Origin of the sequence: Mesorhizobium sp. M1143, from assembly GCF_040318435.1 — a bacterium.
Lineage (GTDB): Bacteria > Pseudomonadota > Alphaproteobacteria > Rhizobiales > Rhizobiaceae > Mesorhizobium.
Genome location: NZ_JAMYMJ010000015.1, coordinates 21,732 through 43,868, shown reverse-complemented (window position 1 = coordinate 43,868; position 22,137 = coordinate 21,732). Strand labels below are relative to the sequence as shown.

Genomic DNA, 22,137 nt, shown 5'->3' with positions numbered 1-22,137 from the left:
TATTCCCTACTAATCGTCCAACACCCACGTATCCTTCGTGCCGCCGCCTTGCGAGGAATTCACGACCAACGACCCCTCCTTCAGCGCCACCCGCGTCAAGCCGCCGGGAACGATCTGGATTCGGTCGGAGACCAGAACATAGGGCCTGAGATCGACATGGCGCGGCGACAGGCCTTTTTCGGTCAGGATCGGGCAAGTCGACAGCGCCAGCGTCGGCTGGGCGATGTAGTTGGAGGGCTTCGCCTGCAGCTTCTTGGCGAAATCCTGGCATTCCTTCTTGGTCGCAGCCGGGCCGACCAGCATGCCGTAGCCGCCGGAGCCGTGCACTTCCTTGATGACCAGCTCATGGATGTGTTCGAGCACGTATTTCAGGCTGTCGGGCTCCGAGCAGCGCCAGGTCGGGATGTTGCCGAGGATGGCCTTGCGGCCGGTGTAGAACTCGACGATGTCGGGCATGTAGGAATAGATCGCCTTGTCGTCGGCGATGCCGGTTCCCGGCGCGTTGGCGATGGTGATGTTGCCGGCGCGGTAGACGTCCATGATGCCGGGCACGCCAAGGGCCGAGTCCGGCCGGAAGGTCAGCGGATCGAGGAAGGAATCGTCGACGCGCCGGTAAAGCACGTCGATCTGCTTGTAGCCTTCGGTCGTGCGCATGGCGACGTGGCCGTCTACAACGCGCAGATCCTGGCCTTCGACCAACTGCACGCCCATCTGGTCGGCGAGGAAGGCATGTTCGAAATAGGCGGAGTTGAAGCTGCCCGGCGTCAGCACGGCAATGGTCGGTGCACCCTTGGTGCTTTGCGGCCGCACTGCCGCCAGCGACTGGCGCAGCAATTGCGGATAATTCTCCACCGGCCGCACCTTGATCTGCTGGAACAGCTCGGGAAAGAGCTGCATCATCGTCTCGCGGTTCTCCAGCATGTAGGAGACCCCCGACGGCGTGCGCGCATTGTCCTCCAGCACGTAGAACTCGTTCTCCGAGATGCGGACGATATCGACGCCGATAATGTGGGTGTAGACGCCGGCCGGTGGCCGCACTCCGATCATTTCCGGCAGGAACGCCTCGTTCCTGGCGATCAGCTCCCTCGGCACGCGGCCGGCGCGCAGGATTTCCTGGCGGTGGTAAATGTCGTCGAGGAAAGCGTTCAGCGCCTGCACGCGCTGCTCGATGCCTTGCGTCAGCCTTCGCCATTCATTGCCGGAGATGATGCGCGGCACGATGTCGAAGGGGATCAGCCGCTCGGAGGCTTCCTGCTCGCCATAGACGGCGAAGGTAATGCCGGTCTTGCGGAAGACGCGCTCGGCGTCCTGCATCTTTTCGGTAAGCCTGGCCGGGTCCTGCTCCTTCAGCCAGCGGTCGTAAGCCGTATAGGGTTGTCTAAGCCCGGAAACTTCCGGAAGCATTTCGTCGAACGCTGCCAATCGCATACTCCCCTGTGACGCCATTTCACTGGCGTCGCGGGAGAAAATCAAGCGCAATCGGTGATTTGGAGGATATCGGCGATCAGTATGTTCCGACTGCCCAAAATTCGGGCAGTCGGAACAGGACCTTAATCAGGCTCTGCCTTGTCGCCGGGCAAGTGCCTGATGCGGCTCTAGCAGTTCACCGGGCAAGTGCCTGATGCGGCCATAGCAGTTCACCGTTTCATGGAAACGGCGACCTGCCATGGCTTTTTGCTTTGCCGCAATTCCGGACGGAAAACCGCTTCACACTTTTCCTGGAATTGCTTTAGAATGCGCGGAAAGTGACGACCGTGAAGGTGTCCTTGATTCCGGGAATAATCTGCACTTTCTCGTTGACGAAGTGGCCGACATCTTCCTCGTCGTCGACGTAGAATTTGGCAAGCAAGTCGTAATTGCCGGCGGTCGAGTAGATCTCCGAGGCGATTTCGGCATCGGCGAGCGCGCTGGCGACCTCATAGGACTTGCCCAGATCGCACTTTATCTGCATGAAAAACGTCTTCATTGCCGGTCCCGATCAAGCTTCAGCACTCAAGCGGCCCTTGTGGCAGACTGCCGCCCGGCTTTCAAGCATCAGGCGGAGCGGGCCTTGGCGACGGCTTGTCTCAGTTCGGACACGGGCATGCCGCGCCGGTACAGGTTGCCGCCGATGACCAGGGCTGGCGTGCCGCGCAGCTTGAAAGCCGTCGCCTGGGCTTCGGTGCGGACAAGGGCAGCGTCGATGTCGGGTTCACGGATGGCGAGGTCGGCACGCACCATCGCCACATCGACACCGACGGAAGAAAGGATGTCGTTGGTGCGGCGTTCCGAAAGGCCGCGCTGGTTGGTCATCAGCGCATCGACCGCCGCGCCATAGTGTTCGCCGCTCAGCAGCGTCACCCGCGCCGCGTCGCGCGACACGTCGCCGAAGATCGGCCAGTCCTTCATCACCAGCCGGACGCCGTTGTCCTCTTCCATCAACTTCTTCAGTTCGACGAAGACGAGCTTGCAGATCGGGCATTGATAGTCGACGAATTCGGCGATGGTGACGTCGCCATCGGGGTTGCCGAGCGCTGGAATGGCGGGATCGAAGGCGACTTCCGTGACAGTCGGCCCGGTGCTTGCCCAGGCGGGCAAGGGAGCCAAAACCGCGAGGCTTGCCGCGCCCTTCAGCAAAAGGCGCCGGTCGATCGGCTGCTTGAACATGGTCGTCCCCTGGTTGCGCGAACGGGTCCCCACCCGTCCCTACGATGCGCGCCCCGCGTTAAAGGAGGCTTAAGCATGATCATGTGGCACTTGCGTGGCGAATATTGCGGTTGCTGAAACCGTGAGGCTCCGCAAACCGTATGGTATGATGCGTCCCGGGACAGGTTTTGTTGGGGGACAATGGAGACAGGCCATGCGCCGCACCGCATTCGCAGTTGTTTCATTGCTGTTCGCGTTGTTCGTGTCGGCAGCCCTTGCCGGCGACGCCGAAGTCAAGGCCGGCCAGGCCGTCATCGATGGTCAGTTGAAGGCGCTCATCGCCAATGATGGCGCCAAGGCGTACAGTTTCGCCGCTCCAAATGTGAAGCGCATCTTTCCGACCGTCGACACCTTCATGAACATGGTGACCAACGGCTATCCGCCGGTGCGCCAGCCGCAGAGCTATTCCTTCGGCAAGGTCGAGCAGATGGGGCCAACTTCGCTAATCCAGCAAGTGCTGATCGTTGGGCCCGACGGCAAGGACTATGAGGCGGTCTACACGCTGGAACAGCAGCCCGACGGCAGCTTTCAAATCACCGGCTGCAGCTTGCGCGCAGCGAATTCGCTCAGCACCTAGATGTGCTTATAGCACCGGAATATCGCCCCTCGCCCATCCCTCTGAAATGTCTGATGTGTGCGCTTCGAAGGCCTTTGCCTCGATCGCGGCGCGAATGTCCTGCATCAGCTTCTGATAGTAAGACAGGTTGTTCCAGGTCAGAAGCATCGCGCCCAGCGCCTCCTGCGAGCGCACGAGATGATGCAGATAGGCGCGTGAATAGTCGCGTGCCGCCGGGCAGTCACTCTCCTCGTCCAGCGGCCGCGGATCGTCCGCATGGCGGGCATTCCTGAGATTGACCTTGCCGCGCCTGGTATAGGCCAGGCCATGGCGGCCGGCGCGGGTCGGCATCACGCAGTCGAACATGTCGATGCCGCGCGCCACCGATTTCACGATGTCGTCCGGCGTGCCGACGCCCATGAGATATCGAGGCTTGTTGTCAGGCAATTCCGGACAGGTGACCTCCAGCATATCCAGCATCACCGCTTGCGGCTCGCCGACGGCCAGGCCGCCGACGGCATAGCCCTTCAGCTCCATCGCGCTCAGCGCCTGCGCCGAGCGCACCCTGAGTGCTGCGTTGTCGCCACCCTGGACGATGCCGAACATGGCCTTGCCGGGCTGGTCGCCGAACGCTGTCTTGCAGCGCTCGGCCCAGCGCAGCGACAGCTCCATCGCGCGCTCGATCTCCTTGAGGTCGGCCGGCAGCGCTGTGCATTCGTCGAGCTGCATCTGGATGTCGGAATCGAGCAGGCCCTGGATCTCGATCGAGCGCTCCGGCGACATCTCGTAGGCAGCGCCGTCAATGTGCGAGCGAAAGGTGACGCCCTTCTCGGTCAATTTTCTGAGCTTCGACAGCGACATGACCTGAAAACCGCCACTGTCGGTCAGGATCGGCTGTGGCCAGCGGGCGAACTCATGCAGGCCGCCAAGCCGCGCCACGCGCTCGGCGCCTGGCCGCAGCATAAGATGATAGGTATTGCCCAGAATGACGTCGGCGCCGACGCCGCGCACCTGGTCCATATACATGGCCTTGACCGTGCCGCCGGTGCCGACCGGCATGAAGGCCGGCGTGCGGATTTCGCCGCGCGGCATGTCGATGACACCGCGCCGCGCCTTGCCGTCGGTGGCGAGAATCTTGAAGGTGAATGTCTCAGCCATTGAATTCCTTGTCATGGACAGGCGCGCCTGGCGCCTGCCTGTCGAGCGACTGCCGGTATTGGATGCAGCCGCGCATGAATTTCGGCCATGGCGGCACAGCAATCGATGGATCGGTCTTTTCCGGCAGCAGGTCCCACAGGTTGGGATGATGCCAGCATAAATCATGGCCGGTAGAATCTCGGTGCTGGCGAATGCCGGCACGCAATTTCTTCACTTCGGCGATCAGGCTTTCGCGATCAAAGGCCTGCAGGTCATCGTCCATCGCTCATCTCCGCTCGATAAAGCAGGCTTGCATCTCCGTAGGAATAGAACCTGTAATCGTTCCCGATGGCATGAGCATAGGCCGCACGCATCGTATCTAGGCCGCTGAAGGCCGAAACCAGCATGAACAGCGTCGAACGCGGCAGATGGAAATTGGTCATCAGCAGATCGGCGGTGCGGAAGCGATAGCCCGGCGTGATGAAGATGTCGGTCGGGCCGGACCAGGCGGTCAGCGAGCCATCAGGCCGTGCCGCGCTCTCCAGCAGGCGCAGCGAGGTCGTGCCGACAGCGATGATGCGCCCGCCCCGCGCCTTGGCGCCATTCAGAGCGTCGGCTGTTGCTTCGCTGACCGAGCCGGTCTCGGCATGCATCTTGTGGTCAGCGGTGTCGTCCGCCTTGACCGGCAGGAAGGTGCCGGCGCCGACATGCAAGGTGACGAAGCGGCGTTCGATACCTTTAGCGTCGAGTGCTGCAAACAGTTCCGGCGTGAAATGCAGGCCGGCGGTGGGCGCTGCCACAGCACCTTCCTCTTTGGCATAGATGGTCTGGTAGTCGGTCAGGTCGCGCGCGTCGTCGTCGCGCTTCGACGCGATATAGGGCGGCAGCGGGATGTGGCCGACGGCATGCAGCGCCTCGTCGAGAAACGGGCCGGAGAGGTCGAAGCCGAGCAACGCCTCGCCGGCGTCGCCCTTCTCGATCACCGTGGCGTCGAGTTGGCCGAGAAAACAGGAATTGCCGTCATGGCCGAAATGGATGCGGTCGCCGGCGGCGACGCGCTTGCCCGGCCGCATGAAGGCCAGCCAGCGGTCAGGCGCCATGCGCATATGCAGCGTGGCGTCGACCTGCGCCTGCGCTTCGCCGCGCCGCCTGATGCCTCTTAACTGGGCAGGAATGACCTTGGTGTCGTTGAAGACCAGCACGTCGCCCGTTCTGAGCAAGGACGGAAGGTCGCGCACCGCGCGGTCCGCAAAGTCTTCGCCTGGCCTGACCACCAGCATTTTGGCGCTGTCGCGCGGCTCGGCCGGGCGAAGCGCGATGCGCTCCTCAGGCAGGTCGAAGTCGAAGAGGTCGACGCGCATCAGTAGAGCCGGACGAGCAGCGCTCCGGCCAACAGCAGCACCGCGCCGGCGATGCGGCCGAGCGAAATCTCGCGCACCGCCACGCCGAGGAAGCCGACGCGGTCGATCAGCATGCCGGCGAAGAGCTGGCCGGCAACCAGGAACGCCATCAACGCGGCTGCACCGATGCGCGGCGTAAGAATGGTCGACAGGGTGACATAGAAACCGCCGAGCATGCCGCCGGCGATGAACAGCCAAGGTGCCGGCGCCTTCCAGTCGAGCGAGATGTCCTGCAGCCGCACAACGGCAATGGAGATGATACCAAGCACGATCGCGCCCGACAGGAACGAGAAGGCAGCAGCCGCGACCGGGAGCCCCAGGCCGCGCGCCAGCTGCGAGTTGATCGGCGCCTGGACGGCGATGAAGGCGCCTGACAGGATGCCGAGCAGCGACCAGACCACGCCCATCATCGTCGTTTGTCCTTACTTGACGTCGGCCGCGACCTTCAGCGACACGATCTTGTCGGGATCGACCACCGGCTCGCCGCGCTTGATCTTGTCGACATTGTCCATGCCTTCGATGACCTGGCCCCAGACCGTGTACTGGCGGTTGAGGAAGGCGGCATCGTCGAAGCAGATGAAGAACTGCGAATTGGCCGAGTTCGGGTTCTGCGAACGGGCCATCGAGCAGGTGCCGCGGCCATGGTTGGCGTTGGAGAACTCAGCCTTCAGGTCCGGCTTTTCCGAGCCGCCCATGCCCGCACGCGACGGCGCGAAGGTCGGCTTCGACGAATTGCCGAACTTCACGTCGCCGGTCTGCGCCATGAAGCCTTCGATGACGCGGTGGAAGACCACGCCGTCATAGGCGCCTTCGCGGGCCAGTTCCTTGATGCGGGCGACGTGGCCGGGAGCCAAATCGGGGAACAGTTCGATGACGACCTTGCCCTTGGTCGTTTCCAGGATGAGCGCGTTCTCGCGGTCCTTGATCTCAGCCATGTCGTATATCCTTTATCTCAGAAAAACAGATTGATTTGATTGGTTTACTTGTCGGCGGCGATGCGTACCTTGATCATGCGGTCGGGCTCGCTGACCGTGCCGTTGTCGGCCTCGTCGCCCTTCTTGATCTTGTCCACCAGCTCCATGCCGCTGACGACACTGCCAACGATGGTGTACTGGCCATCGAGGTTCGGCGCCGGCGCGAACATGATGAAGAACTGCGAGTTGGCGGAGTTCGGGTCCTGCGAGCGGGCCATGCCGAGCGTGCCGCGCTTGAAATGTTCGCTCTGCGAGAATTCGGCCGGCAGGTCGGGCAGGTCTGAGCCGCCGGTGCCGACGGCCTCGGGGCTGAACCCCTTCTTCATGTTGCCGAACTTGACGTCGCCGGTCTGCGCCATAAAGCCGTTGATGACCCGGTGGAATGCGACATCGTTATAAGCGCCTTCACGCACCAGCTTCTTGATCTGCGCGACATGCTTGGGTGCCAGGTCGGGGCGTAGCGCGATGGTGACGTCGCCGTTCTTCAAGGTGATGACCATGGTGTTTTCCGGTTCGGCGGCGAAGGCCGAAACGGATGCGGTCACGAGACCGGCAAGCACGACGAGGAACGAGGCGAGCTTTTTCAGCTGCATAAGGGATCTCCGAAGGTCTTTGTTAGGGTGCATGTCGTTGCCCCAAAAACCGGCATCCACTTTGGGGCGACATGCACTATTTCGCGAATTTGGCGGTGAGCGCACCGGCAACGGCGGCCGGTACGAAGGGACGGATGTCTCCGCCCATCGAGGCTATCTGGCGCACAAGTGTGGCGGTAATGGTGCGTACCGATGGGCTGGCGGGCAGAAAAACCGTCTGCAGTTCCGGCGCCATGGTCTCGTTCATGCCAGCCATCTGCATCTCGTAATCGAGATCGGTGCCGTCGCGCAGGCCTCGGATCATGATCGAGGCGCCATGCTTGCGGGCCGCGTCGATGACCAGCCCGTCAAAGGCGACAACCCTAATGCGGGCTCCGTCGCGGCCGAATTCGGCGTTCGTCGCGGCCTCGATCAGCTTCACCCGTTCGTCGAAGGAAAACAGCGGCGTCTTGCCGGGATGGGTGCCGATCGCCGCATATACCGTGTCGGCGACAGCCAGCGATGCCTTCAGCACATCGAGATGGCCGTTGGTCAGCGGGTCGAAGGAGCCGGCATAAAGGGCGATGCGATCGGTCATGGGAGGTGCTTCTAGCGGGGCATTGGCCGGAAGGCAAATGCGATTGGGAACATCTGCGTGAACCTTTTCGCAGACATGAACGACAGATGAATGCCTTGATCACGAAGACTTCACGCCGCGTTCGCTAGTTTGCACTTCGGAAGATGAAACCAAAACCCGATCTAACCGTTGGATAGGCGCAGGAGAACACGCACATGCTGATCTACATGCTCGCCACCGCAATGACCGTCGCCATGCTGATCGCCACCGCATTCGGATTGCATAGCGAGGCAGAGCGCGTCCGTGTCCGCACAAAGCGGTTCGAAGGTTTCGGCGCTCGCTGGCCCCACCATCGCCCCTGATTTATTGCTAGTTTCTTGTTTGCGCCGGCCCATCGGGCCGGCGTTGTTGCTCAAACCTATTCGGTGCTGTCCGGTACGGCATCTCCGGCGCCGGCCTCAATGACACCCTCTTCGACATCCTCGTCGGCCTGCGGCTCCGAAATCCGTTCGACCGAAACCACCTTCTCGCCTTCGGCGGTGTTGAAGATGGTCACGCCCTTGGTGGCGCGGCTGGCGAAACGGATACCGTTGACCGGCACCCGGATGACCGTGCCGCCATCCGAAACCAGCATGATCTGGTCGTCATTGCCGACCGGGAAAGTCGCCACCAGCTGGCCGATCTCGGCCACCTTCGACACGTCGGTGGCGCGGATGCCTTTGCCGCCGCGTCCGGTCAGGCGGAAATCGTAGGATGACGAGCGCTTGCCGTAGCCATATTCGGTCACCGTCAGCACATACTGCTCATGCGCCTTGAGCTCTTCGTAACGGCTGTCGGAAAGCTCAGTCTCCTCGCCAATCTCCTCATTGGTGAGTGCAATCTCTTCTTCCTCGCCGGTCACCTCGGCGGCAAGCCGCCGCTCCAGTGCTGCCCGCTTGAGGTAGGCGGAGCGTTCCGCCGGTGAAGCATCGACATGCTCGATCACCGACATGGAGATGATGCGGTCGGTCTCGGCCATGCTTATGCCGCGCACGCCGACCGAATTGCGGCTCTGGAAGACGCGCACATCGCCAACGCGGAAGCGGATGCACTGGCCGGAGCTGGCGGTCAAAAGCACATCGTCATTGTCTGTGCAGGTCTCGACGCCGAGAATCTCGTCGCCCTCCTCCTCCAGCTTCATGGCGATCTTGCCGTTGCGGTTGACCTGGACGAATTCGGACAGCTTGTTGCGGCGCACGGTGCCGCGCGTGGTGGCGAACATGACGTCGAGTTCGCCCCAGCTGGTCTCGTCCTCGGGCAGCGGCATGATGGTGGTGATGCGCTCGCCCTGCTCCAGCGGCAGCATGTTGATCAGCGCCTTGCCGCGCGACTGCGGATTGCCGATTGGCAGCCGCCAGACCTTTTCCTTGTAGACGATGCCGCGCGAGGAGAAGAACAGCACCGGCGTATGCGTGTTGGCGACGAACAGCCGGGTGACGAAATCCTCTTCCTTGGTCGACATGCCGGAGCGGCCCTTGCCGCCGCGGCGTTGCGCCCGGTAGAGCGACAGCGGCACGCGCTTGATGTAGCCGGAATGGCTGACGGTGACGACCATGTCCTCGCGCTGGATCAGATCCTCGTCTTCCATGTCGGCGCCGCCGTCGGTGAGCTCGGTGCGGCGCGGCGTGCCGAACTCGTCGCGCACGGCGGCAAGCTCGTCCTTGACGATCTGCTGGATGCGGGCGCGGGACGACAGAATGTCGAGGTAATCCTTGATCTCGTCGCCGATGGTGTTCAGCTCGTCGGCGATTTCGTCACGGCCGAGCGCAGTCAGGCGCTGCAGGCGCAGTTCGAGGATGGCGCGCGCCTGTTCCTCGGACAGGTTGTAGGTGCCATCCTCATTGATGCGATGGCGCGGATCGTCGATCAGCAGAATCAATGACTCGACGTCGCCGGAGGGCCAGCGCCGCTCCATCAACTGCTCGCGCGCCGTCTGCGGATCGGGCGCGGTGCGGATCAGCTTGATCACTTCGTCGATGTTGGCGACGGCTATGGCGAGACCGACCAATACATGGGCACGGTCACGCGCCTTGCGCAGCAGGAACTTCGTGCGCCGGCTAATCACCTCTTCGCGGAAGCCGACAAATGCCTTTAGCATGTCGGTCAGGTTCATCACTTCCGGCTTGCCGCCGTTCAGCGCCACCATATTGGCGCCGAAGGAGGTCTGCAGCGGCGTGAAGCGGTAAAGCTGGTTGAGAATGACGTCGGCGACAGCGTCGCGCTTCAGCTCGATGACGACGCGGTAGCCCTGGCGGTCGCTTTCGTCGCGAATGTCGGAAATGCCTTCGATGCGCTTGTCGCGCACCAGCTCGGCCATTTTCTCGATCATCGAGGCCTTGTTCACCTGGTACGGGACTTCCGTGATGATGATCGATTCACGGTCGTTGCCGCGCTGTTCGACATTGACCTTGCCGCGCATGACGATGGAGCCACGGCCCGTCGCATAGGCGCTGTAGATGCCGGAACGGCCGAGCACGATGCCGCCGGTCGGGAAATCGGGACCCGGAATGATCTCCATCAGCGCCGGCAAATCGATCGCCGGATTGTCGATGATGGCGATGGCGCCGTTGCAGATCTCGGCCAGATTATGCGGCGGAATATTGGTGGCCATGCCGACGGCAATGCCGCCGGAACCGTTGACCAGAAGGTTGGGGAAGCGAGCCGGCAGCACCTTCGGCTCGGTGTCGGAGGCGTCATAAGTCTCCTGGAAATCGACGGTTTCCTTGTCGATGTCCTCCAGCAGCTCATGTGCGACCTTGGTCAGCCGCGATTCGGTGTAGCGCATCGCCGCCGGCGGATCGCCGTCGATGGAGCCGAAATTACCCTGCCCGTCGATCAGCGGAACGCGCAGCGACCAGTCCTGCGCCATGCGCACTAAGGCGTCGTAGATCGAGGCGTCGCCATGCGGATGGTATTTACCCATCACGTCGGCGACCGGGCGGGCCGACTTCACATATTTGCGGTTCCAGTGATAGCCGCTCTCATGCGCCGCATAGAGAATGCGGCGGTGCACCGGCTTCAGGCCGTCGCGCACATCGGGCAGCGCACGGCTGACGATCACGCTCATGGCATAAGAGAGGTAGGAGCTCTGCATCTCCTCGATGATGGAGATGGGCTCGATGCCGGTGGGGCCGCCGTCGGCGCCGCGCGGGGGTTTTTGGTCGGTCAAATCGGATCACAATCTAATCAGGAATCATTGACCGCTTATATAGGAAGCACGGCCGAAACTCCAATATTCGTGGTGCTTTTCCAATGACGATTTCAGCGGTAAATTCAAATGGATACCTCTGATTGCGACGATTTGGCCATAACGCATTCGCCGCCGCCAGGGGCAAAAGCCTGCGAAGGACAGTTTTCCAAGCCAGAACGTATCAGGAGGCAGGCGGACGCATTAGCGGGTAGCCATCCGCCGGGCGCGATAGTCGCCGGGCGTTTCGCCCATGACGCGCCGGAAACGGCGGTTGAACGTCGACAAATCGTTGAAACCGGCCTCGAAGGCGATTGCCGAGATGGCATCGCCTGACATGCGCAGCCGCACCGCCGCGCGGTGCAGCCGGGTTCTCAGCAGAAACTGATAGGGCGTCATGCCGGCGACCTGCCGGAAGGTGCGCAGGAAATGATACGGGCTGGTCGCCGTCGCGCAGGCAAGCTCGGAAAGCGAGACCGGCCTGTCGGCATTGAGCTCGATCTGCCGCACCGCCTCGGCAACCCGTTTCTGGTCGCGGCGGCTCGGCGGTCGAACGCCAGGCACCGCATCGCTGGCGACGGGCAGTGCTGCGCCGGCAACTGCCAGTGCTGCACCGGCAATTCGCAGGCCAAGCTCTTCAAAGGCGTCGATGTCGACCATCTCGCGCGCCGCTTCCGCCTCGGCCAGCAGCGATGCGAGCGCCGGCAAAGGCGGCATATGCGGCACGCCGAAGGCGAGCTTGCTCGCGCCGGGCACGTCGCTGGCGATGCGGTCGAGATAGGCCGGAGCGAAGTGGAAGGACAGGCAACGGTCGCCGGCGCCATGCTCATGCCCGCATTCATAGCAGGCGCCGACATTGCCTAGCAGGATTGCGCCCGGCGCCAGCATGGCGGCGCCTTGCCTGGTGCGGTAGCGGAAGGTGCCGCTGGTGACAGCGGCAACGCAGAAGGTGTCGTGCGCCTCCTCGAACGGGCGGTCGCCGGCGCCGGCCGTGCACAGCACGTCGGACACATGCCAGCCCTGCCCCGATGCCAGGTTTTGTTCGCTCGTCGTCATGGCTTGAAAGATAGCAATTTTTCCCAAGCGCGACACCCTGCCGGGGCCTATCGCTTGCAGCCTCCTGACACAACGAAGGCAGCAAGTATGATCGGTACATGCTCCTTTGCCGAAGCGCTCCACAGCGACGGCCCCAACCCCGGTCTGGCTGACAAGCTTGATCTCTACGGCCGCTTCGTCGGCGCCTGGACATTCGATGCCACGCGCCATCTCGAGGACGGCACGGTTCTCACCGGACGCGGCGAGGTGCATTTCGGCTGGGTCCTGGAAGGCAGGGCGATCCAGGATGTATGGATCCTGCCCGCGCGGGATGCCGGCCCCTCGCCTTCTCTCGGCAAATGGACTTTCTATGGCACAACGCTGCGGGCCTATGATCCCGGCTCGGATGCCTGGCACATCTTCTGGAGCGACCCGCGCAACCAATACTACAGCCGCCAGCTTGGTCGCGCCGAAGGCGACACGATTGTGCAGGTCGGCGCCGACGGCACTGGTTCCTCGGTCCGCTGGAGCTTTTCGCGCATCACGAAAGACAGCTTCCGCTGGCTCGGCGAGCGTTCGCACGACGATGGCAAGACATGGCGTCTCGAAGTCGAGTTCCTGGCGCGCCGCGTCGCCCACGACTGATGACGCAACATATTGCAAAAAGGTGACCAAAAGCATGCTTGACCATGTCTCGATCGGCGTCCGCGACACCAACGTTTCGAAGCCCTTCTACGATGCCGCGCTAAAGCCGCTCGGTTATTCCTGCCTCAGCCAGTCGCCAGGCTCACTGGGTTATGGTGCGCAAGCCGTCGCGCTGTGGGTGAACGACGCGGAGCGGCCAGTGCCATCGGACGAGAAGTCCGGTCTGCATTTCTGCTTTGCCGCGCCGACGAGGCAGAGTGTCGTCGCCTTCCATGCCGCCGCCTTGCGTGCAGGCGGCAGCGACAATGGCGCGCCGGGCCTGCGCGCCGAATATGGCGAGAACTATTACGCTGCCTTCGTCGTCGATCCCGACGGCTATCGCCGGGAGGCCTATTGCAACGCTGCCGCCTAACACTGACGCCGTCTCCGGTATCGCCATGTCAGACGGTTCCCACCGGTCGGGCTTTGCTCTACCACTATGGTGGCGCAGGGGTCCGGCCCGGCGGGAGGGGTCAGCGATGCCGAGTTTCGACAGCCTGTTCAACGCCTTCGTCACCATTCTGGTGACCATCGACCCGCCAGGTCTCGCGCCGCTCTTCCTCGCGGTGACACGCGGCATGAACCGCGAGGAACGTCAGCAGGTTTCGGTGCGCGCCTCGATCATCGGCTTCCTCGTGATGGCGTTGTTTGCGGTGGCCGGGGCGTCCATCCTGTCGGTGTTCGGCATCACGCTGCCGGCTTTCCGTGTCGCCGGCGGGTTTTTGCTGTTCTTCATCGCTTTCGAAATGGTGTTTGAGCGCCGCCAGGACCGCAAGGAGAAGATCGGCGACGTCGCCATCACCAAGGACATGATCCACAACATCGCGGCCTTCCCGCTGGCGATCCCGCTGATCGCCGGCCCCGGTGCGATTTCGGCGACTGTGCTACTGTCGGGCTCGTTTCAGGGTTTTGCAGCACAAGCGGCGCTGGTCGGCATCATCTTCGTCTGCCTTGCCATCACCTATCTGGTGTTCGTGCTGTCGGAGCGCATCGACCGCATCCTCGGCCAGACCGGCCGCTCGATCCTCACCCGCCTGCTCGGCGTCATCCTGGCCGCGCTTGCGGTTCAGTTCGTCGCGGATGGCATCAAGGCGCTGATGGCGGGGTAAGCGGCAGCCCCTACTCCACCGCCGTATCGACGACCTCGAAATCGTGAGTGATGACAGCCGTCTTGGCCAGCATGGCCGAGGCCGAGCAGTATTTCTCGATCGACAGGTTGATGGCGCGCTGGACCTTGTCGCGCGACAGCGCGTGGCCCGTGACGATGAAATGCATATGGATGCGGGTGAAGACTTTGGGGTCGGTTTCGGCCCGGTCGGCGTCGAGTTCTACAACACAGTCCTCGATCGCCTCGCGGCCTTTTTCGAGGATGTGGACGACATCATAGGCCGAGCAGCCGCCGGTGCCGATCAGCACCAGCTCCATCGGGCTCGGACCTGGCGTCTTGCCTTCCGGCCCGGGGGCGGTCCCCAGCACCAGTTTGTGGCCGCTGCCGGACTCGCCGACGAAGGTGCGCTCCTCGACCCATTTAATCCGTGCTTTCACGGCAATCTTCCTTTCAGAAAGCGTCACTGGCCGAAGACGACCGTGTGCATGATCCGCCCCGGCAGCAGCGTGAACACGCCGGCGCCGATCAGGGCGAAAACATACAGCGATATCATCACCCTGCGATGTTTGGCGACCCGATGCATATGCGCGTGCCAGACCGCAAGCGGCACGGCGATCAACACTAAAATCGACAAGAGATGGATCGGGCTGAACGGACCGACGAGGCGTATCTGCTGGATCCAGAAACTGGAGATGGCGACGACCATCATCAGCGCCGCCCAGGCATAGCCGACGACACGATGGCGCGTCGTGCCTTTCGGCAGTGCCAGTTGCGTAGCGCCAATGGCCAGCGCGGCAAGGGCCGCGAAGGCGTACCATGGAATGGGAGGGCGCGCCGACAGAAGCGGTCCGAGCGACATCGCGCCCTCTCCTCAGATATCGCTGACTATCGTCAGCTCAGAACGGGATTTCGTCGTCCAGTTCGCGCGACGAGCCGCCGCCACCGCCGCCCTTGGAACCGCCGCCACCGCTGTTGCCGCCGCGATTGAAGCTCTCATTGGGGCCAGACTGGCCGAAATCCGAGCCACGGCTCGCGCCGCCGCCGCCGGCATAGTTGCCGACCTGACCGCCGCCCTCGCCGCGAGAATCGAGCATCTGCAGCTCGCCGCGGAATTTCTGCAACACGACTTCGGTCGTGTACTTGTCGGCGCCGGTCTGGTCTTGCCATTTGCGTGTCTGCAGCTGGCCTTCGACGTAAACCTTCATGCCCTTCTTCAGGTACTGCTCGGCGACCTTGGCGATCTGGTCATTGAAAATGACCACGTTGTGCCATTCGGTCTTTTCCTTGCGCTCGCCGGAGTTCTTGTCGCGCCAGCTTTCCGACGTGGCGATGCGGATGTTGACGACCGGATCACCGGAATTCAGGCGGCGGATTTCAGGGTCCGCGCCGAGGTTACCGACCAGAATGACCTTGTTGACGCTACCCGCCATGACACTTCTCCGTGCTCATCCGAAACAAATTTCAAGTCGTTCACCTTACAGGCCGCGCACAATCCTGGCTTGCCGCGGCTGGCTTTTCCCACAAGGTTTTTGTTCCCTTTTCGTTCCTATACTGTTAACCACGGATTGTCAAGGAATGGCAGCAATCGCGGACGCGGGCGCGTGGATTTAGCTGACACGCAGGGGCGAGAAGCGGTGTCGTCAGCGCCGTTTTTTAGCTGGTCGCAACGGACCGAAAAAGCCGCTCCACTCCATGCCCATGCCATGGGCGCGCTGCGCGATCACGGTTGGCGCCGACATCAGCCCGACTGCAGGTTCAGATTTCAGAGCCGGGTCATTCAGCAATTTCCCGATCGCGCGCCCGTGCCACCACACCTGAGCGACGAGCGCCGCTACCACCGCGATTAGGCCCCAGGTCCCCAATCCTTCGCCGAAGATGTAAATCCCGTATGGCGGCGATAGCGCCGTACCCAGCTTGGCCAACAAGATCACGGCCACGAAACCGATGACGGCGATCGCTCCTATACCGAGTACGAGGCGGCGATAGAGCCTCAGAGCCTCGTTGAGGTTCTCGGCGGACGAAAGATCGACGTTGGAATTCATAAATACTACTCCTGCCTCGCGATGATCGGCCCATCTTGTTCCCCACGGCTTAGAGGCCCGGCAGGATCCAATCAATACGCGGCATTCAAAACACCCCTTGCCAAATCGATAAGTATCGACTTATGCTTTTGCCATGATCGAAGCAGAGATTTTTCGCGCCCTGGCCGACCCGACGCGACGCGCCGTCTACGAGCGGCTGACTTCCGGCGAGATGAGCGTGTCGGAGTTGCGCACCGGCATGAGCGTGTCGCAGCCGGCGGTGTCGCAGCACCTTGCCGTGCTGCGCGGCGCAGGCCTAGTCAGCGAAAGACGCGCCGGCCGCAACGCCTACTATCGCGCCGATCCGCAAGGGCTCGAGCCGCTGCTCGGCTGGATCGAACGCTACCGCGCATTCTGGCCGGAGCGCATCGAAAGACTGAAGGTCGTTTTGAAGGACATGGACCAATGACCGACGAAAAGCAGACGCAGACCGCCAAAGATGCCCTCGCCTTCGAATGCGATCTGCCGGACGCACCGGAAAAAGTGTGGCGGGCACTGACCGTGCCGGACCTCTTGGCGGAATGGATGATGCCGAACGACATCAATCCGGAAACCGGCAGCCGCTTTGCCTTTGCCGGGCCTGAGAAGCCGATCGAGTGCGAAGTGCTCGATGCCGAACCGGGGCGCCTGCTGCGCTATTCCTGGCGCGAGCGTTCCGGCGACGCCGACCGCGAGGAGCTGGGGAGCATCGTCACCTTCACACTCGCCCGCACCGTTTCCGGCGGCACGCATCTGCGCATCGTCCACGACGGGTTTGTCCTGACGCCTGCGGTCGCGATGGCCGGCGCCGGCTGCCGGCTCTGGCTGCGCGCATACAAGCCCAAGCGGCCTGTCGCCGCCAACGCGCCACGCCTGTTGCTGCGCGCCGCCTGAACCGGAAAAATCAAAACGGAGACAATGAGATGAGCGGCTTTGCCAATCTGGTGCCGATGGTGATCGAGCAATCGAGCCGCGGCGAACGCGCCTTCGACATTTTCTCGCGGCTGCTGCGCGAGCGCATCATCTTCGTCAATGGCGAGATCAATGACGGCATGTCGGCGCTGGTCTGCGCCCAGCTCCTGTCGCTGGAATCGGACAATCCCGACAAGGAGATCTCGCTCTACATCAACTCGCCGGGCGGCGTGGTGACCAGCGGTTTCGCCATCTACGACACGATGCAATATGTCAGCTGCCCGGTGTCGACGGTGTGCATGGGCTTTGCCGCGTCGATGGCCTCCTTCCTGCTGATGGCGGGAACGCCGGGGCGGCGCATCGCGCTGCCCAATGCCAGCATCGTGCTGCATCAGCCTTTGGGCGGCTTCCAGGGCCAGGCCTCCGACATCCAGCGTCACGCCGAAGGCATTTTGCGCACCAAGCGGCACATGGCCGACCTCTACGCTCACCATTGCGGCCGCACCCACGAAGAGGTCGAACGCACGCTCGACCGCGATTTCTTCATGACCGCGAAGGAGGCCAAGGACTGGGGCCTCGTCGACCACGTCTTCGACACCCGCAAGCAGGCAGCGGCCTGATCGGCGGATTGAATGCAGGCCGGTGTTCCCTCAATTTCAACGCCGCTGGTCTGGCCTCGCCTTGAGCGCGGCACTATAGTCTTGCCATGCGCTACCACCTGAACAGACTGACCATAGCCTTTGCCATCACGGCGGCGACATCGAGCATGGCCTTTGCCGGGGGCAGCACCAGCACGTCGCGGAAAGGCGCCCTGCCCGGCGTGACCGGCGACTACCGCATCGCCAAGCCCGCGCCGCAGCCGGAGCCGGACGACGCGCTGCCTGCCGGCGAGAACGGCACGTTCAAGATCGGCGACACCGATGTCAGAATTTCCGGCAGCATCACTGTCGATGTCGGCACGGGTGGGATCAAGCCGCCGCGCCGGTAGCCCCTTCTCCCAGCTACTATACGGGAGAGAAAGCCTGCGCCGACGACTTCCTCGCAAACGAACAGCCCCGCCGTTGCTTCCGCAAACGGTCGGGGCTTTTTTTGGATTTCAAATCCAAACTGCCGGTAGTGTTATACCGACTTTGATTTCGGATGCTTCGCGGCATTCAGCCGACGATCCGACTAGCCGTCTCTGATTTTTGTGGGATTCGGCAGGTCACGGTTTGTCTGGTGGTTTGTTGGACTGACGCGATGCGTTCGTTTGGACGCATACACTCCAATGCCTTGAAACTACCTGGCACTTATGCCCGCCGCGGCTCCACTAGCAGGTGGAGCCTCAAGGGACTATCCGGTGGCGTCATGCTCCGCTCCTATGTCCGTTGCGACTGGTGTCAATCCGAAGCACAAATCGCAAAAACCTGCGGCGTCTCGCAGGCCGCTATGGGCGGCGAGGCCATCAAAGACGGCCGGCTCCGTTGACTCCGGCAGAGTGCGCCCCTGATTCGACGGCGTCAACCTTGAATAGCCGGTTACGGAAAATGTGATCGCCGGGAGCTTACGTCAGGGTCAGTTTCTGAAACACCCTTGTCAGTTTCTGCACAGCTTTGTCAGGAGCGTGTTCGGTCTTTGTTCTTTCCGCTTGCCCGTTCGCGCGAAAGACGGTTAAACGGCTTTGGTCGAGAAGTGTGGCGTCTCTCGACGTGGCGGCAAAAATACCTACATAGGGAATGGCCGGGAAAACCCGCCGATCCCACTGACACCAGACCTGAGGCGGCGACCGGCGATGGCCGACCATAAATACCTTTCCATTCGCGGGGCACGCGAACACAACCTAAAGAATGTCGATCTCGACCTGCCGCGTGACAGCCTGATCGTCATGACCGGCCTGTCGGGCTCCGGCAAATCGTCGCTTGCTTTCGACACCATCTATGCCGAGGGCCAGCGCCGTTACGTCGAGAGCCTGTCGGCTTATGCGCGCCAGTTCCTCGAAATGATGCAGAAGCCGGATGTCGACCAGATCGACGGCCTGTCGCCGGCCATCTCGATCGAGCAGAAGACCACGTCGAAGAACCCGCGTTCGACGGTCGGCACCGTCACCGAGATCTACGACTACATGCGCTTGCTGTTCGCGCGCGTCGGCATCCCCTATTCGCCGGCGACCGGCCTGCCGATCGAGAGCCAGACGGTTTCACAGATGGTCGACCGGGTGCTGGCGGTCGAGGAAGGCACGCGCCTTTTCCTGCTGGCGCCGATCGTGCGCGGCCGCAAGGGCGAGTATCGCAAGGAACTGCTGGAGCTGCAGAAGAAGGGCTTTCAGCGCGTCAAGGTCGACGGCGTCTTCTATGAGATCGCCGATGTGCCGGCGTTGGACAAGAAGTACAAGCACGACATCGACGTCGTCGTCGACCGCATCGTCGTGCGCGGCGACCTGGCGACACGGCTTGCCGATTCCATGGAAACGGCGCTGAAGCTCGCCGAAGGGCTGGCGGTGGCCGAGTTCGCCGACCGGCCGCTCGACGCCAGCCAGACCGGCGAGGACTCGGTCAACAAATCGAAGAACGAGACGCATGAGCGCATCCTGTTCTCGGAAAAATTCGCCTGCCCGGTTTCCGGCTTCACCATTCCGGAGATCGAGCCCAGGCTGTTCTCGTTCAACAACCCGTTCGGCGCCTGCCCGACCTGCGACGGCCTCGGCAATCAGCGCGCCATCGACGCCAGCCTGATCGTGCCGGACGAAAACGTCTCGCTGCGCGACGGCGCCGTCAGCCCGTGGGCGAAATCGACCTCGCCCTATTATGCGCAGACGCTGGAAGCGCTGGGCAAGGCATACGGCTTCAAGCTCGGCGACAAGTTCAAAGACCTGACCGAAGAGGCCAAGGAAGCCGTCCTGCGCGGCACCGGCGAGCGCGAGGTCACCTTCCAATATGATGACGGCCTGCGCTCCTACAAGACCACCAAGACGTTCGAGGGCGTCATTCCCAATCTCGAACGGCGGTGGAAGGAAACCGAATCCGCCTGGATGCGCGAGGAGATCGAGCGCTTCATGTCGGCGACGCCCTGCCCGGTCTGCAAGGGTTACCGGCTGAAGCCGGAAGCGCTGGCGGTCAAAATCGCCGGAAAACACATTGGCGAGGTCACCGAGCAGTCGATCCGCAACGCCGACAAATGGTTCACCGAACTGCCGCCACATCTCAACGACCAGCAGAACGAGATCGCGGTGCGCGTTCTCAAGGAGATCCGCGACCGGCTGCGCTTCCTCAACGATGTCGGCCTCGACTATCTGACGCTGTCGCGCAATTCCGGCACGCTGTCGGGCGGCGAGAGCCAGCGCATAAGGCTGGCGTCGCAGATCGGCTCCGGCCTCACCGGCGTGCTCTATGTGCTGGACGAGCCGTCGATCGGCTTGCACCAGCGCGACAATGCCCGCCTGCTCGACACGCTGAAGCATCTGCGCGACATCGGCAACACGGTGATCGTCGTCGAGCATGACGAAGACGCCATCCTGCATGCCGACTACGTCGTCGACATGGGTCCGGCCGCCGGCATTCATGGCGGCGAGATCATCGCCCAGGGCACGCCGCAGCAGGTGATGGCCAATCCCAACTCGATCACCGGTAAATATCTGTCGGGCGCGCTCGAAGTCGCCACGCCCGGTGTCAGGCGCGAGGCCAAGAAAAACCGCCGGCTGAAGATCGTCGGCGCGCGCGGCAACAATCTCAAGAACGTCACTGCCGAAATCCCGCTCGGCACTTTTACCGCCGTCACCGGCGTGTCTGGCGGCGGCAAATCGACCTTCCTGATCGAGACGCTGTTCAAGGCGGCGTCGCGCCGCATCATGGGCTCGCGCGAGCATCCGGCCGATCACGACCGCATCGAGGGCCTCGAATTCCTCGACAAGGTCATCGACATCGACCAGTCGCCGATCGGCCGCACACCGCGTTCGAACCCGGCCACCTACACCGGCGCCTTCACACCGATCCGCGACTGGTTTGCCGGGTTGCCCGAGGCCAAGGCCCGCGGCTATCAGCCGGGCCGCTTCTCCTTCAACGTGAAGGGCGGCCGCTGCGAGGCCTGCCAAGGCGACGGCGTCATCAAGATCGAGATGCACTTCCTGCCCGACGTCTACGTCACGTGCGACGTCTGCCACGGCAAGCGCTACAACCGCGAGACGCTGGATGTCGTGTTCAAGGGCAAGTCGATCGCGGACGTCCTGGACATGACGGTCGAGGAAGGCGTCGATTTCTTTGCCGCCGTGCCCGGGGTGCGCGACAAGCTGGAGACGCTGAAGCAGGTCGGCCTCGGCTACATCCATATCGGCCAGCAGGCGACGACGCTGTCGGGCGGCGAGGCGCAGCGCATCAAGCTCGCCAAGGAATTGTCGCGCAAGGCGACCGGCAAGACGCTCTACATCCTCGACGAGCCGACCACCGGCCTGCACTTCCACGACGTCGCCAAGTTGCTGGAAGTGCTTCACGAACTGGTCGACCAGGGCAACACGGTGGTGGTCATCGAGCACAATCTCGAAGTCATCAAGACCGCCGACTGGGTGCTCGACCTCGGCCCCGAAGGCGGCGATGGCGGTGGCGAACTGGTGGCACAGGGCACACCGGAAGCCATCGTGCGCGAAAAGCGCAGCTACACCGGCCAGTTCCTGAAGGAGCTTTTGGAGCGGCGGCCCGGAGGCAAGCGCGAAGCGGCGGAGTAACTGACAGACCGGTCGGGCGCCTGGAGAGCTTTGAATGACAGTCCGACAGGCGCTTGCCGGTGATCTCGACGCAGTCGTCTCGCTGACGCAGACCGCCTATGAGCACTACACGCCCCTGTTAGGCGCGCCGCCGCTCCCAGTCACCGAAGACTATGCGCCACGCATCGAGCGTGGCGAGGTCTGGCTCTTGGAGAGCGGCGCGGAACTCGCCGGGCTGATCGTTATTGAGCGCCATCCCGATCATGCGATGATCTTCAGCGTCGCGGTCTCCCCCGCTTTCCAGGGCAGGAAACTCGGCACCGCGCTGCTCGACTTCGCCCAGGAACAGGCGCGGCTATGGGGTGTGCCGGAGGTGCGGCTCTACACCAATTCGCGCATGGAGCGGAACATCGAGATCTATACGGCCTATGGCTTCCACGAAACGGGCCGCCGAGCCAATCCCCACCGTCCCGGATGGACCGTGGTCGACATGATCAAACCGATTGGAAAAATAGCCTGACCGCATTTTTAGAACTGGG

At 62.6% G+C, this 22,137-nt stretch carries 27 protein-coding genes; 11 read left to right on the top strand and 16 right to left on the bottom strand.

Annotated features, from left to right (window positions below; all coding sequences use genetic code 11):
* Positions 1–9: 9 nt before the first annotated feature.
* From NKH35_RS13390 to NKH35_RS13380, 3 genes are all read right to left on the bottom strand, one after another.
* A complete protein-coding gene (locus NKH35_RS13390) occupies positions 10–1,422 on the bottom strand; it encodes a circularly permuted type 2 ATP-grasp protein (RefSeq protein ID WP_023670964.1) in 1,413 nt (470 codons plus the stop codon).
* Between the two features lie 307 nt (positions 1,423–1,729).
* Positions 1,730–1,966 carry an Lrp/AsnC family transcriptional regulator gene (locus tag NKH35_RS13385; protein WP_023670963.1) on the bottom strand — a complete coding sequence of 79 codons (237 nt, stop codon included), beginning with the start codon at positions 1,964–1,966 and terminating at the stop codon, positions 1,730–1,732.
* 68 nt (positions 1,967–2,034) lie between these two features.
* Entirely contained in the window at positions 2,035–2,646 is a 612-nt protein-coding gene (locus NKH35_RS13380) for a DsbA family protein (protein WP_023693402.1), read from the bottom strand.
* Positions 2,647–2,839: 193 nt separating this feature from the next.
* Here NKH35_RS13380 and NKH35_RS13375 point away from each other — a divergent pair, with 193 nt between their 5' ends.
* Positions 2,840–3,262, top strand: coding sequence for a DUF4864 domain-containing protein (locus NKH35_RS13375; RefSeq protein ID WP_023684643.1), 423 nt, complete (start codon positions 2,840–2,842; stop codon positions 3,260–3,262).
* A gap of 6 nt (positions 3,263–3,268) precedes the next feature.
* Here NKH35_RS13375 and tgt read toward each other — a convergent pair whose 3' ends face one another.
* The 7 genes from tgt to coaD all read right to left on the bottom strand — a co-directional run bounded on the left by tgt (position 3,269) and on the right by coaD (position 7,922).
* A complete protein-coding gene (tgt, locus tag NKH35_RS13370; RefSeq protein WP_023734325.1) occupies positions 3,269–4,399 on the bottom strand; it encodes a tRNA guanosine(34) transglycosylase Tgt in 1,131 nt (376 codons plus the stop codon).
* Positions 4,392–4,661: a hypothetical protein gene (locus tag NKH35_RS13365; protein ID WP_023684641.1), complete on the bottom strand. Its 270-nt coding sequence runs from the start codon at positions 4,659–4,661 to the stop codon at positions 4,392–4,394. The genes tgt and NKH35_RS13365 overlap by 8 nt, the downstream gene beginning before the upstream one ends.
* On the bottom strand, positions 4,651–5,739 hold the full coding sequence (queA, locus tag NKH35_RS13360; RefSeq protein WP_352914879.1) for a tRNA preQ1(34) S-adenosylmethionine ribosyltransferase-isomerase QueA: 1,089 nt from the start codon (positions 5,737–5,739) through the stop codon (positions 4,651–4,653). Before queA ends, NKH35_RS13365 begins: the two co-directional genes overlap by 11 nt.
* Entirely contained in the window at positions 5,739–6,188 is a 450-nt protein-coding gene (locus NKH35_RS13355; RefSeq protein ID WP_023726680.1) for a DMT family transporter, read from the bottom strand. The genes queA and NKH35_RS13355 overlap by 1 nt, the downstream gene beginning before the upstream one ends.
* Positions 6,189–6,200: 12 nt before the next feature.
* Positions 6,201–6,713 carry a peptidylprolyl isomerase gene (locus NKH35_RS13350; protein ID WP_023696509.1) on the bottom strand — a complete coding sequence of 171 codons (513 nt, stop codon included), beginning with the start codon at positions 6,711–6,713 and terminating at the stop codon, positions 6,201–6,203.
* 44 nt (positions 6,714–6,757) lie between these two features.
* The gene (locus NKH35_RS13345) at positions 6,758–7,252 is read right to left on the bottom strand and encodes a peptidylprolyl isomerase (RefSeq protein ID WP_245260126.1); all 495 of its coding nucleotides are present in this window, start codon (positions 7,250–7,252) and stop codon (positions 6,758–6,760) included.
* A 169-nt stretch (positions 7,253–7,421) separates the two neighbouring features.
* On the bottom strand, positions 7,422–7,922 hold the full coding sequence (gene coaD / locus NKH35_RS13340; RefSeq protein WP_023726681.1) for a pantetheine-phosphate adenylyltransferase: 501 nt from the start codon (positions 7,920–7,922) through the stop codon (positions 7,422–7,424).
* Between the two features lie 194 nt (positions 7,923–8,116).
* Between coaD and NKH35_RS13335 the strand changes: the two genes are divergently transcribed.
* A complete protein-coding gene (locus tag NKH35_RS13335; protein ID WP_023712381.1) occupies positions 8,117–8,263 on the top strand; it encodes a hypothetical protein in 147 nt (48 codons plus the stop codon).
* 56 nt (positions 8,264–8,319) lie between these two features.
* Here NKH35_RS13335 and gyrA read toward each other — a convergent pair whose 3' ends face one another.
* Together gyrA and NKH35_RS13325 are read right to left on the bottom strand one after the other, a co-directional pair.
* A complete protein-coding gene (gene gyrA, locus NKH35_RS13330; protein ID WP_023688627.1) occupies positions 8,320–11,109 on the bottom strand; it encodes a DNA gyrase subunit A in 2,790 nt (929 codons plus the stop codon).
* Between the two features lie 222 nt (positions 11,110–11,331).
* Entirely contained in the window at positions 11,332–12,183 is an 852-nt protein-coding gene (locus NKH35_RS13325; RefSeq protein WP_023739981.1) for a helix-turn-helix transcriptional regulator, read from the bottom strand.
* An 87-nt stretch (positions 12,184–12,270) separates the two neighbouring features.
* Between NKH35_RS13325 and NKH35_RS13320 the strand changes: the two genes are divergently transcribed.
* The 3 genes from NKH35_RS13320 to NKH35_RS13310 all read left to right on the top strand — a co-directional run bounded on the left by NKH35_RS13320 (position 12,271) and on the right by NKH35_RS13310 (position 13,955).
* On the top strand, positions 12,271–12,807 hold the full coding sequence (locus NKH35_RS13320; protein ID WP_352914875.1) for a hypothetical protein: 537 nt from the start codon (positions 12,271–12,273) through the stop codon (positions 12,805–12,807).
* A gap of 34 nt (positions 12,808–12,841) precedes the next feature.
* Positions 12,842–13,219 carry a VOC family protein gene (locus NKH35_RS13315; protein WP_023715840.1) on the top strand — a complete coding sequence of 126 codons (378 nt, stop codon included), beginning with the start codon at positions 12,842–12,844 and terminating at the stop codon, positions 13,217–13,219.
* Between the two features lie 106 nt (positions 13,220–13,325).
* The gene (locus tag NKH35_RS13310; protein WP_023670949.1) at positions 13,326–13,955 is read left to right on the top strand and encodes a MarC family protein; all 630 of its coding nucleotides are present in this window, start codon (positions 13,326–13,328) and stop codon (positions 13,953–13,955) included.
* A 10-nt stretch (positions 13,956–13,965) separates the two neighbouring features.
* Here the strand turns inward: NKH35_RS13310 and NKH35_RS13305 are convergent, their stop codons facing one another.
* The 4 genes from NKH35_RS13305 to NKH35_RS13290 all read right to left on the bottom strand — a co-directional run bounded on the left by NKH35_RS13305 (position 13,966) and on the right by NKH35_RS13290 (position 15,996).
* On the bottom strand, positions 13,966–14,391 hold the full coding sequence (locus NKH35_RS13305) for an OsmC family protein (protein WP_023706191.1): 426 nt from the start codon (positions 14,389–14,391) through the stop codon (positions 13,966–13,968).
* Between the two features lie 23 nt (positions 14,392–14,414).
* Positions 14,415–14,813, bottom strand: coding sequence for a DUF2306 domain-containing protein (locus NKH35_RS13300; protein WP_352914872.1), 399 nt, complete (start codon positions 14,811–14,813; stop codon positions 14,415–14,417).
* A gap of 37 nt (positions 14,814–14,850) precedes the next feature.
* A complete protein-coding gene (gene ssb / locus NKH35_RS13295; RefSeq protein WP_023670946.1) occupies positions 14,851–15,384 on the bottom strand; it encodes a single-stranded DNA-binding protein in 534 nt (177 codons plus the stop codon).
* A gap of 210 nt (positions 15,385–15,594) precedes the next feature.
* On the bottom strand, positions 15,595–15,996 hold the full coding sequence (locus NKH35_RS13290; protein ID WP_023730163.1) for a hypothetical protein: 402 nt from the start codon (positions 15,994–15,996) through the stop codon (positions 15,595–15,597).
* Between the two features lie 133 nt (positions 15,997–16,129).
* On the opposite strand from NKH35_RS13290, the gene NKH35_RS13285 reads away from it, so the two are divergent.
* The 6 genes from NKH35_RS13285 to NKH35_RS13260 all read left to right on the top strand — a co-directional run bounded on the left by NKH35_RS13285 (position 16,130) and on the right by NKH35_RS13260 (position 22,118).
* On the top strand, positions 16,130–16,444 hold the full coding sequence (locus NKH35_RS13285; RefSeq protein ID WP_023706188.1) for an ArsR/SmtB family transcription factor: 315 nt from the start codon (positions 16,130–16,132) through the stop codon (positions 16,442–16,444).
* Positions 16,441–16,908 (top strand): SRPBCC family protein, encoded by a 468-nt coding sequence (locus tag NKH35_RS13280; RefSeq protein WP_023819863.1) that lies wholly within the window; start codon positions 16,441–16,443, stop codon positions 16,906–16,908. The genes NKH35_RS13285 and NKH35_RS13280 overlap by 4 nt, the downstream gene beginning before the upstream one ends.
* 29 nt (positions 16,909–16,937) lie before the next feature.
* Positions 16,938–17,546, top strand: coding sequence for an ATP-dependent Clp protease proteolytic subunit (locus tag NKH35_RS13275; protein WP_023684630.1), 609 nt, complete (start codon positions 16,938–16,940; stop codon positions 17,544–17,546).
* A gap of 146 nt (positions 17,547–17,692) precedes the next feature.
* The gene (locus tag NKH35_RS13270) at positions 17,693–17,914 is read left to right on the top strand and encodes a hypothetical protein (protein ID WP_032891865.1); all 222 of its coding nucleotides are present in this window, start codon (positions 17,693–17,695) and stop codon (positions 17,912–17,914) included.
* Positions 17,915–18,697: 783 nt separating this feature from the next.
* On the top strand, positions 18,698–21,619 hold the full coding sequence (gene uvrA, locus NKH35_RS13265) for an excinuclease ABC subunit UvrA (RefSeq protein WP_352914869.1): 2,922 nt from the start codon (positions 18,698–18,700) through the stop codon (positions 21,617–21,619).
* Positions 21,620–21,653: 34 nt separating this feature from the next.
* Positions 21,654–22,118: a GNAT family N-acetyltransferase gene (locus tag NKH35_RS13260; RefSeq protein WP_023688637.1), complete on the top strand. Its 465-nt coding sequence runs from the start codon at positions 21,654–21,656 to the stop codon at positions 22,116–22,118.
* Positions 22,119–22,137: the final 19 nt, after the last annotated feature.

Bases quoted from the DNA above. Each gene is read 5' to 3' on its own strand.
- NKH35_RS13320 (WP_352914875.1), top strand. From the start codon at position 12,271: ATGATCGGTACATGCTCCTTTGCCGAAGCGCTCCACAGCGACGGCCCC.
- NKH35_RS13275 (WP_023684630.1), top strand. From the start codon at position 16,938: ATGAGCGGCTTTGCCAATCTGGTGCCGATGGTGATCGAGCAATCGAGC.
- NKH35_RS13380 (WP_023693402.1), bottom strand. From the start codon at position 2,646: ATGTTCAAGCAGCCGATCGACCGGCGCCTTTTGCTGAAGGGCGCGGCA.
- queA (WP_352914879.1), bottom strand. From the start codon at position 5,739: ATGCGCGTCGACCTCTTCGACTTCGACCTGCCTGAGGAGCGCATCGCG.
- NKH35_RS13345 (WP_245260126.1), bottom strand. From the start codon at position 7,252: ATGGTCATCACCTTGAAGAACGGCGACGTCACCATCGCGCTACGCCCC.
- NKH35_RS13280 (WP_023819863.1), top strand. From the start codon at position 16,441: ATGACCGACGAAAAGCAGACGCAGACCGCCAAAGATGCCCTCGCCTTC.
- tgt (WP_023734325.1), bottom strand. From the start codon at position 4,399: ATGGCTGAGACATTCACCTTCAAGATTCTCGCCACCGACGGCAAGGCG.
- NKH35_RS13355 (WP_023726680.1), bottom strand. From the start codon at position 6,188: ATGATGGGCGTGGTCTGGTCGCTGCTCGGCATCCTGTCAGGCGCCTTC.
- NKH35_RS13290 (WP_023730163.1), bottom strand. From the start codon at position 15,996: ATGAATTCCAACGTCGATCTTTCGTCCGCCGAGAACCTCAACGAGGCT.
- NKH35_RS13350 (WP_023696509.1), bottom strand. From the start codon at position 6,713: ATGGCTGAGATCAAGGACCGCGAGAACGCGCTCATCCTGGAAACGACC.
- NKH35_RS13325 (WP_023739981.1), bottom strand. From the start codon at position 12,183: ATGACGACGAGCGAACAAAACCTGGCATCGGGGCAGGGCTGGCATGTG.
- NKH35_RS13315 (WP_023715840.1), top strand. From the start codon at position 12,842: ATGCTTGACCATGTCTCGATCGGCGTCCGCGACACCAACGTTTCGAAG.
- uvrA (WP_352914869.1), top strand. From the start codon at position 18,698: ATGGCCGACCATAAATACCTTTCCATTCGCGGGGCACGCGAACACAAC.
- NKH35_RS13260 (WP_023688637.1), top strand. From the start codon at position 21,654: ATGACAGTCCGACAGGCGCTTGCCGGTGATCTCGACGCAGTCGTCTCG.
- coaD (WP_023726681.1), bottom strand. From the start codon at position 7,922: ATGACCGATCGCATCGCCCTTTATGCCGGCTCCTTCGACCCGCTGACC.
- NKH35_RS13270 (WP_032891865.1), top strand. From the start codon at position 17,693: ATGGCCTTTGCCGGGGGCAGCACCAGCACGTCGCGGAAAGGCGCCCTG.
- NKH35_RS13300 (WP_352914872.1), bottom strand. From the start codon at position 14,813: ATGTCGCTCGGACCGCTTCTGTCGGCGCGCCCTCCCATTCCATGGTAC.
- NKH35_RS13375 (WP_023684643.1), top strand. From the start codon at position 2,840: ATGCGCCGCACCGCATTCGCAGTTGTTTCATTGCTGTTCGCGTTGTTC.
- NKH35_RS13385 (WP_023670963.1), bottom strand. From the start codon at position 1,966: ATGAAGACGTTTTTCATGCAGATAAAGTGCGATCTGGGCAAGTCCTAT.
- NKH35_RS13365 (WP_023684641.1), bottom strand. From the start codon at position 4,661: ATGGACGATGACCTGCAGGCCTTTGATCGCGAAAGCCTGATCGCCGAA.
- NKH35_RS13285 (WP_023706188.1), top strand. From the start codon at position 16,130: ATGATCGAAGCAGAGATTTTTCGCGCCCTGGCCGACCCGACGCGACGC.
- NKH35_RS13335 (WP_023712381.1), top strand. From the start codon at position 8,117: ATGCTGATCTACATGCTCGCCACCGCAATGACCGTCGCCATGCTGATC.
- NKH35_RS13310 (WP_023670949.1), top strand. From the start codon at position 13,326: ATGCCGAGTTTCGACAGCCTGTTCAACGCCTTCGTCACCATTCTGGTG.
- ssb (WP_023670946.1), bottom strand. From the start codon at position 15,384: ATGGCGGGTAGCGTCAACAAGGTCATTCTGGTCGGTAACCTCGGCGCG.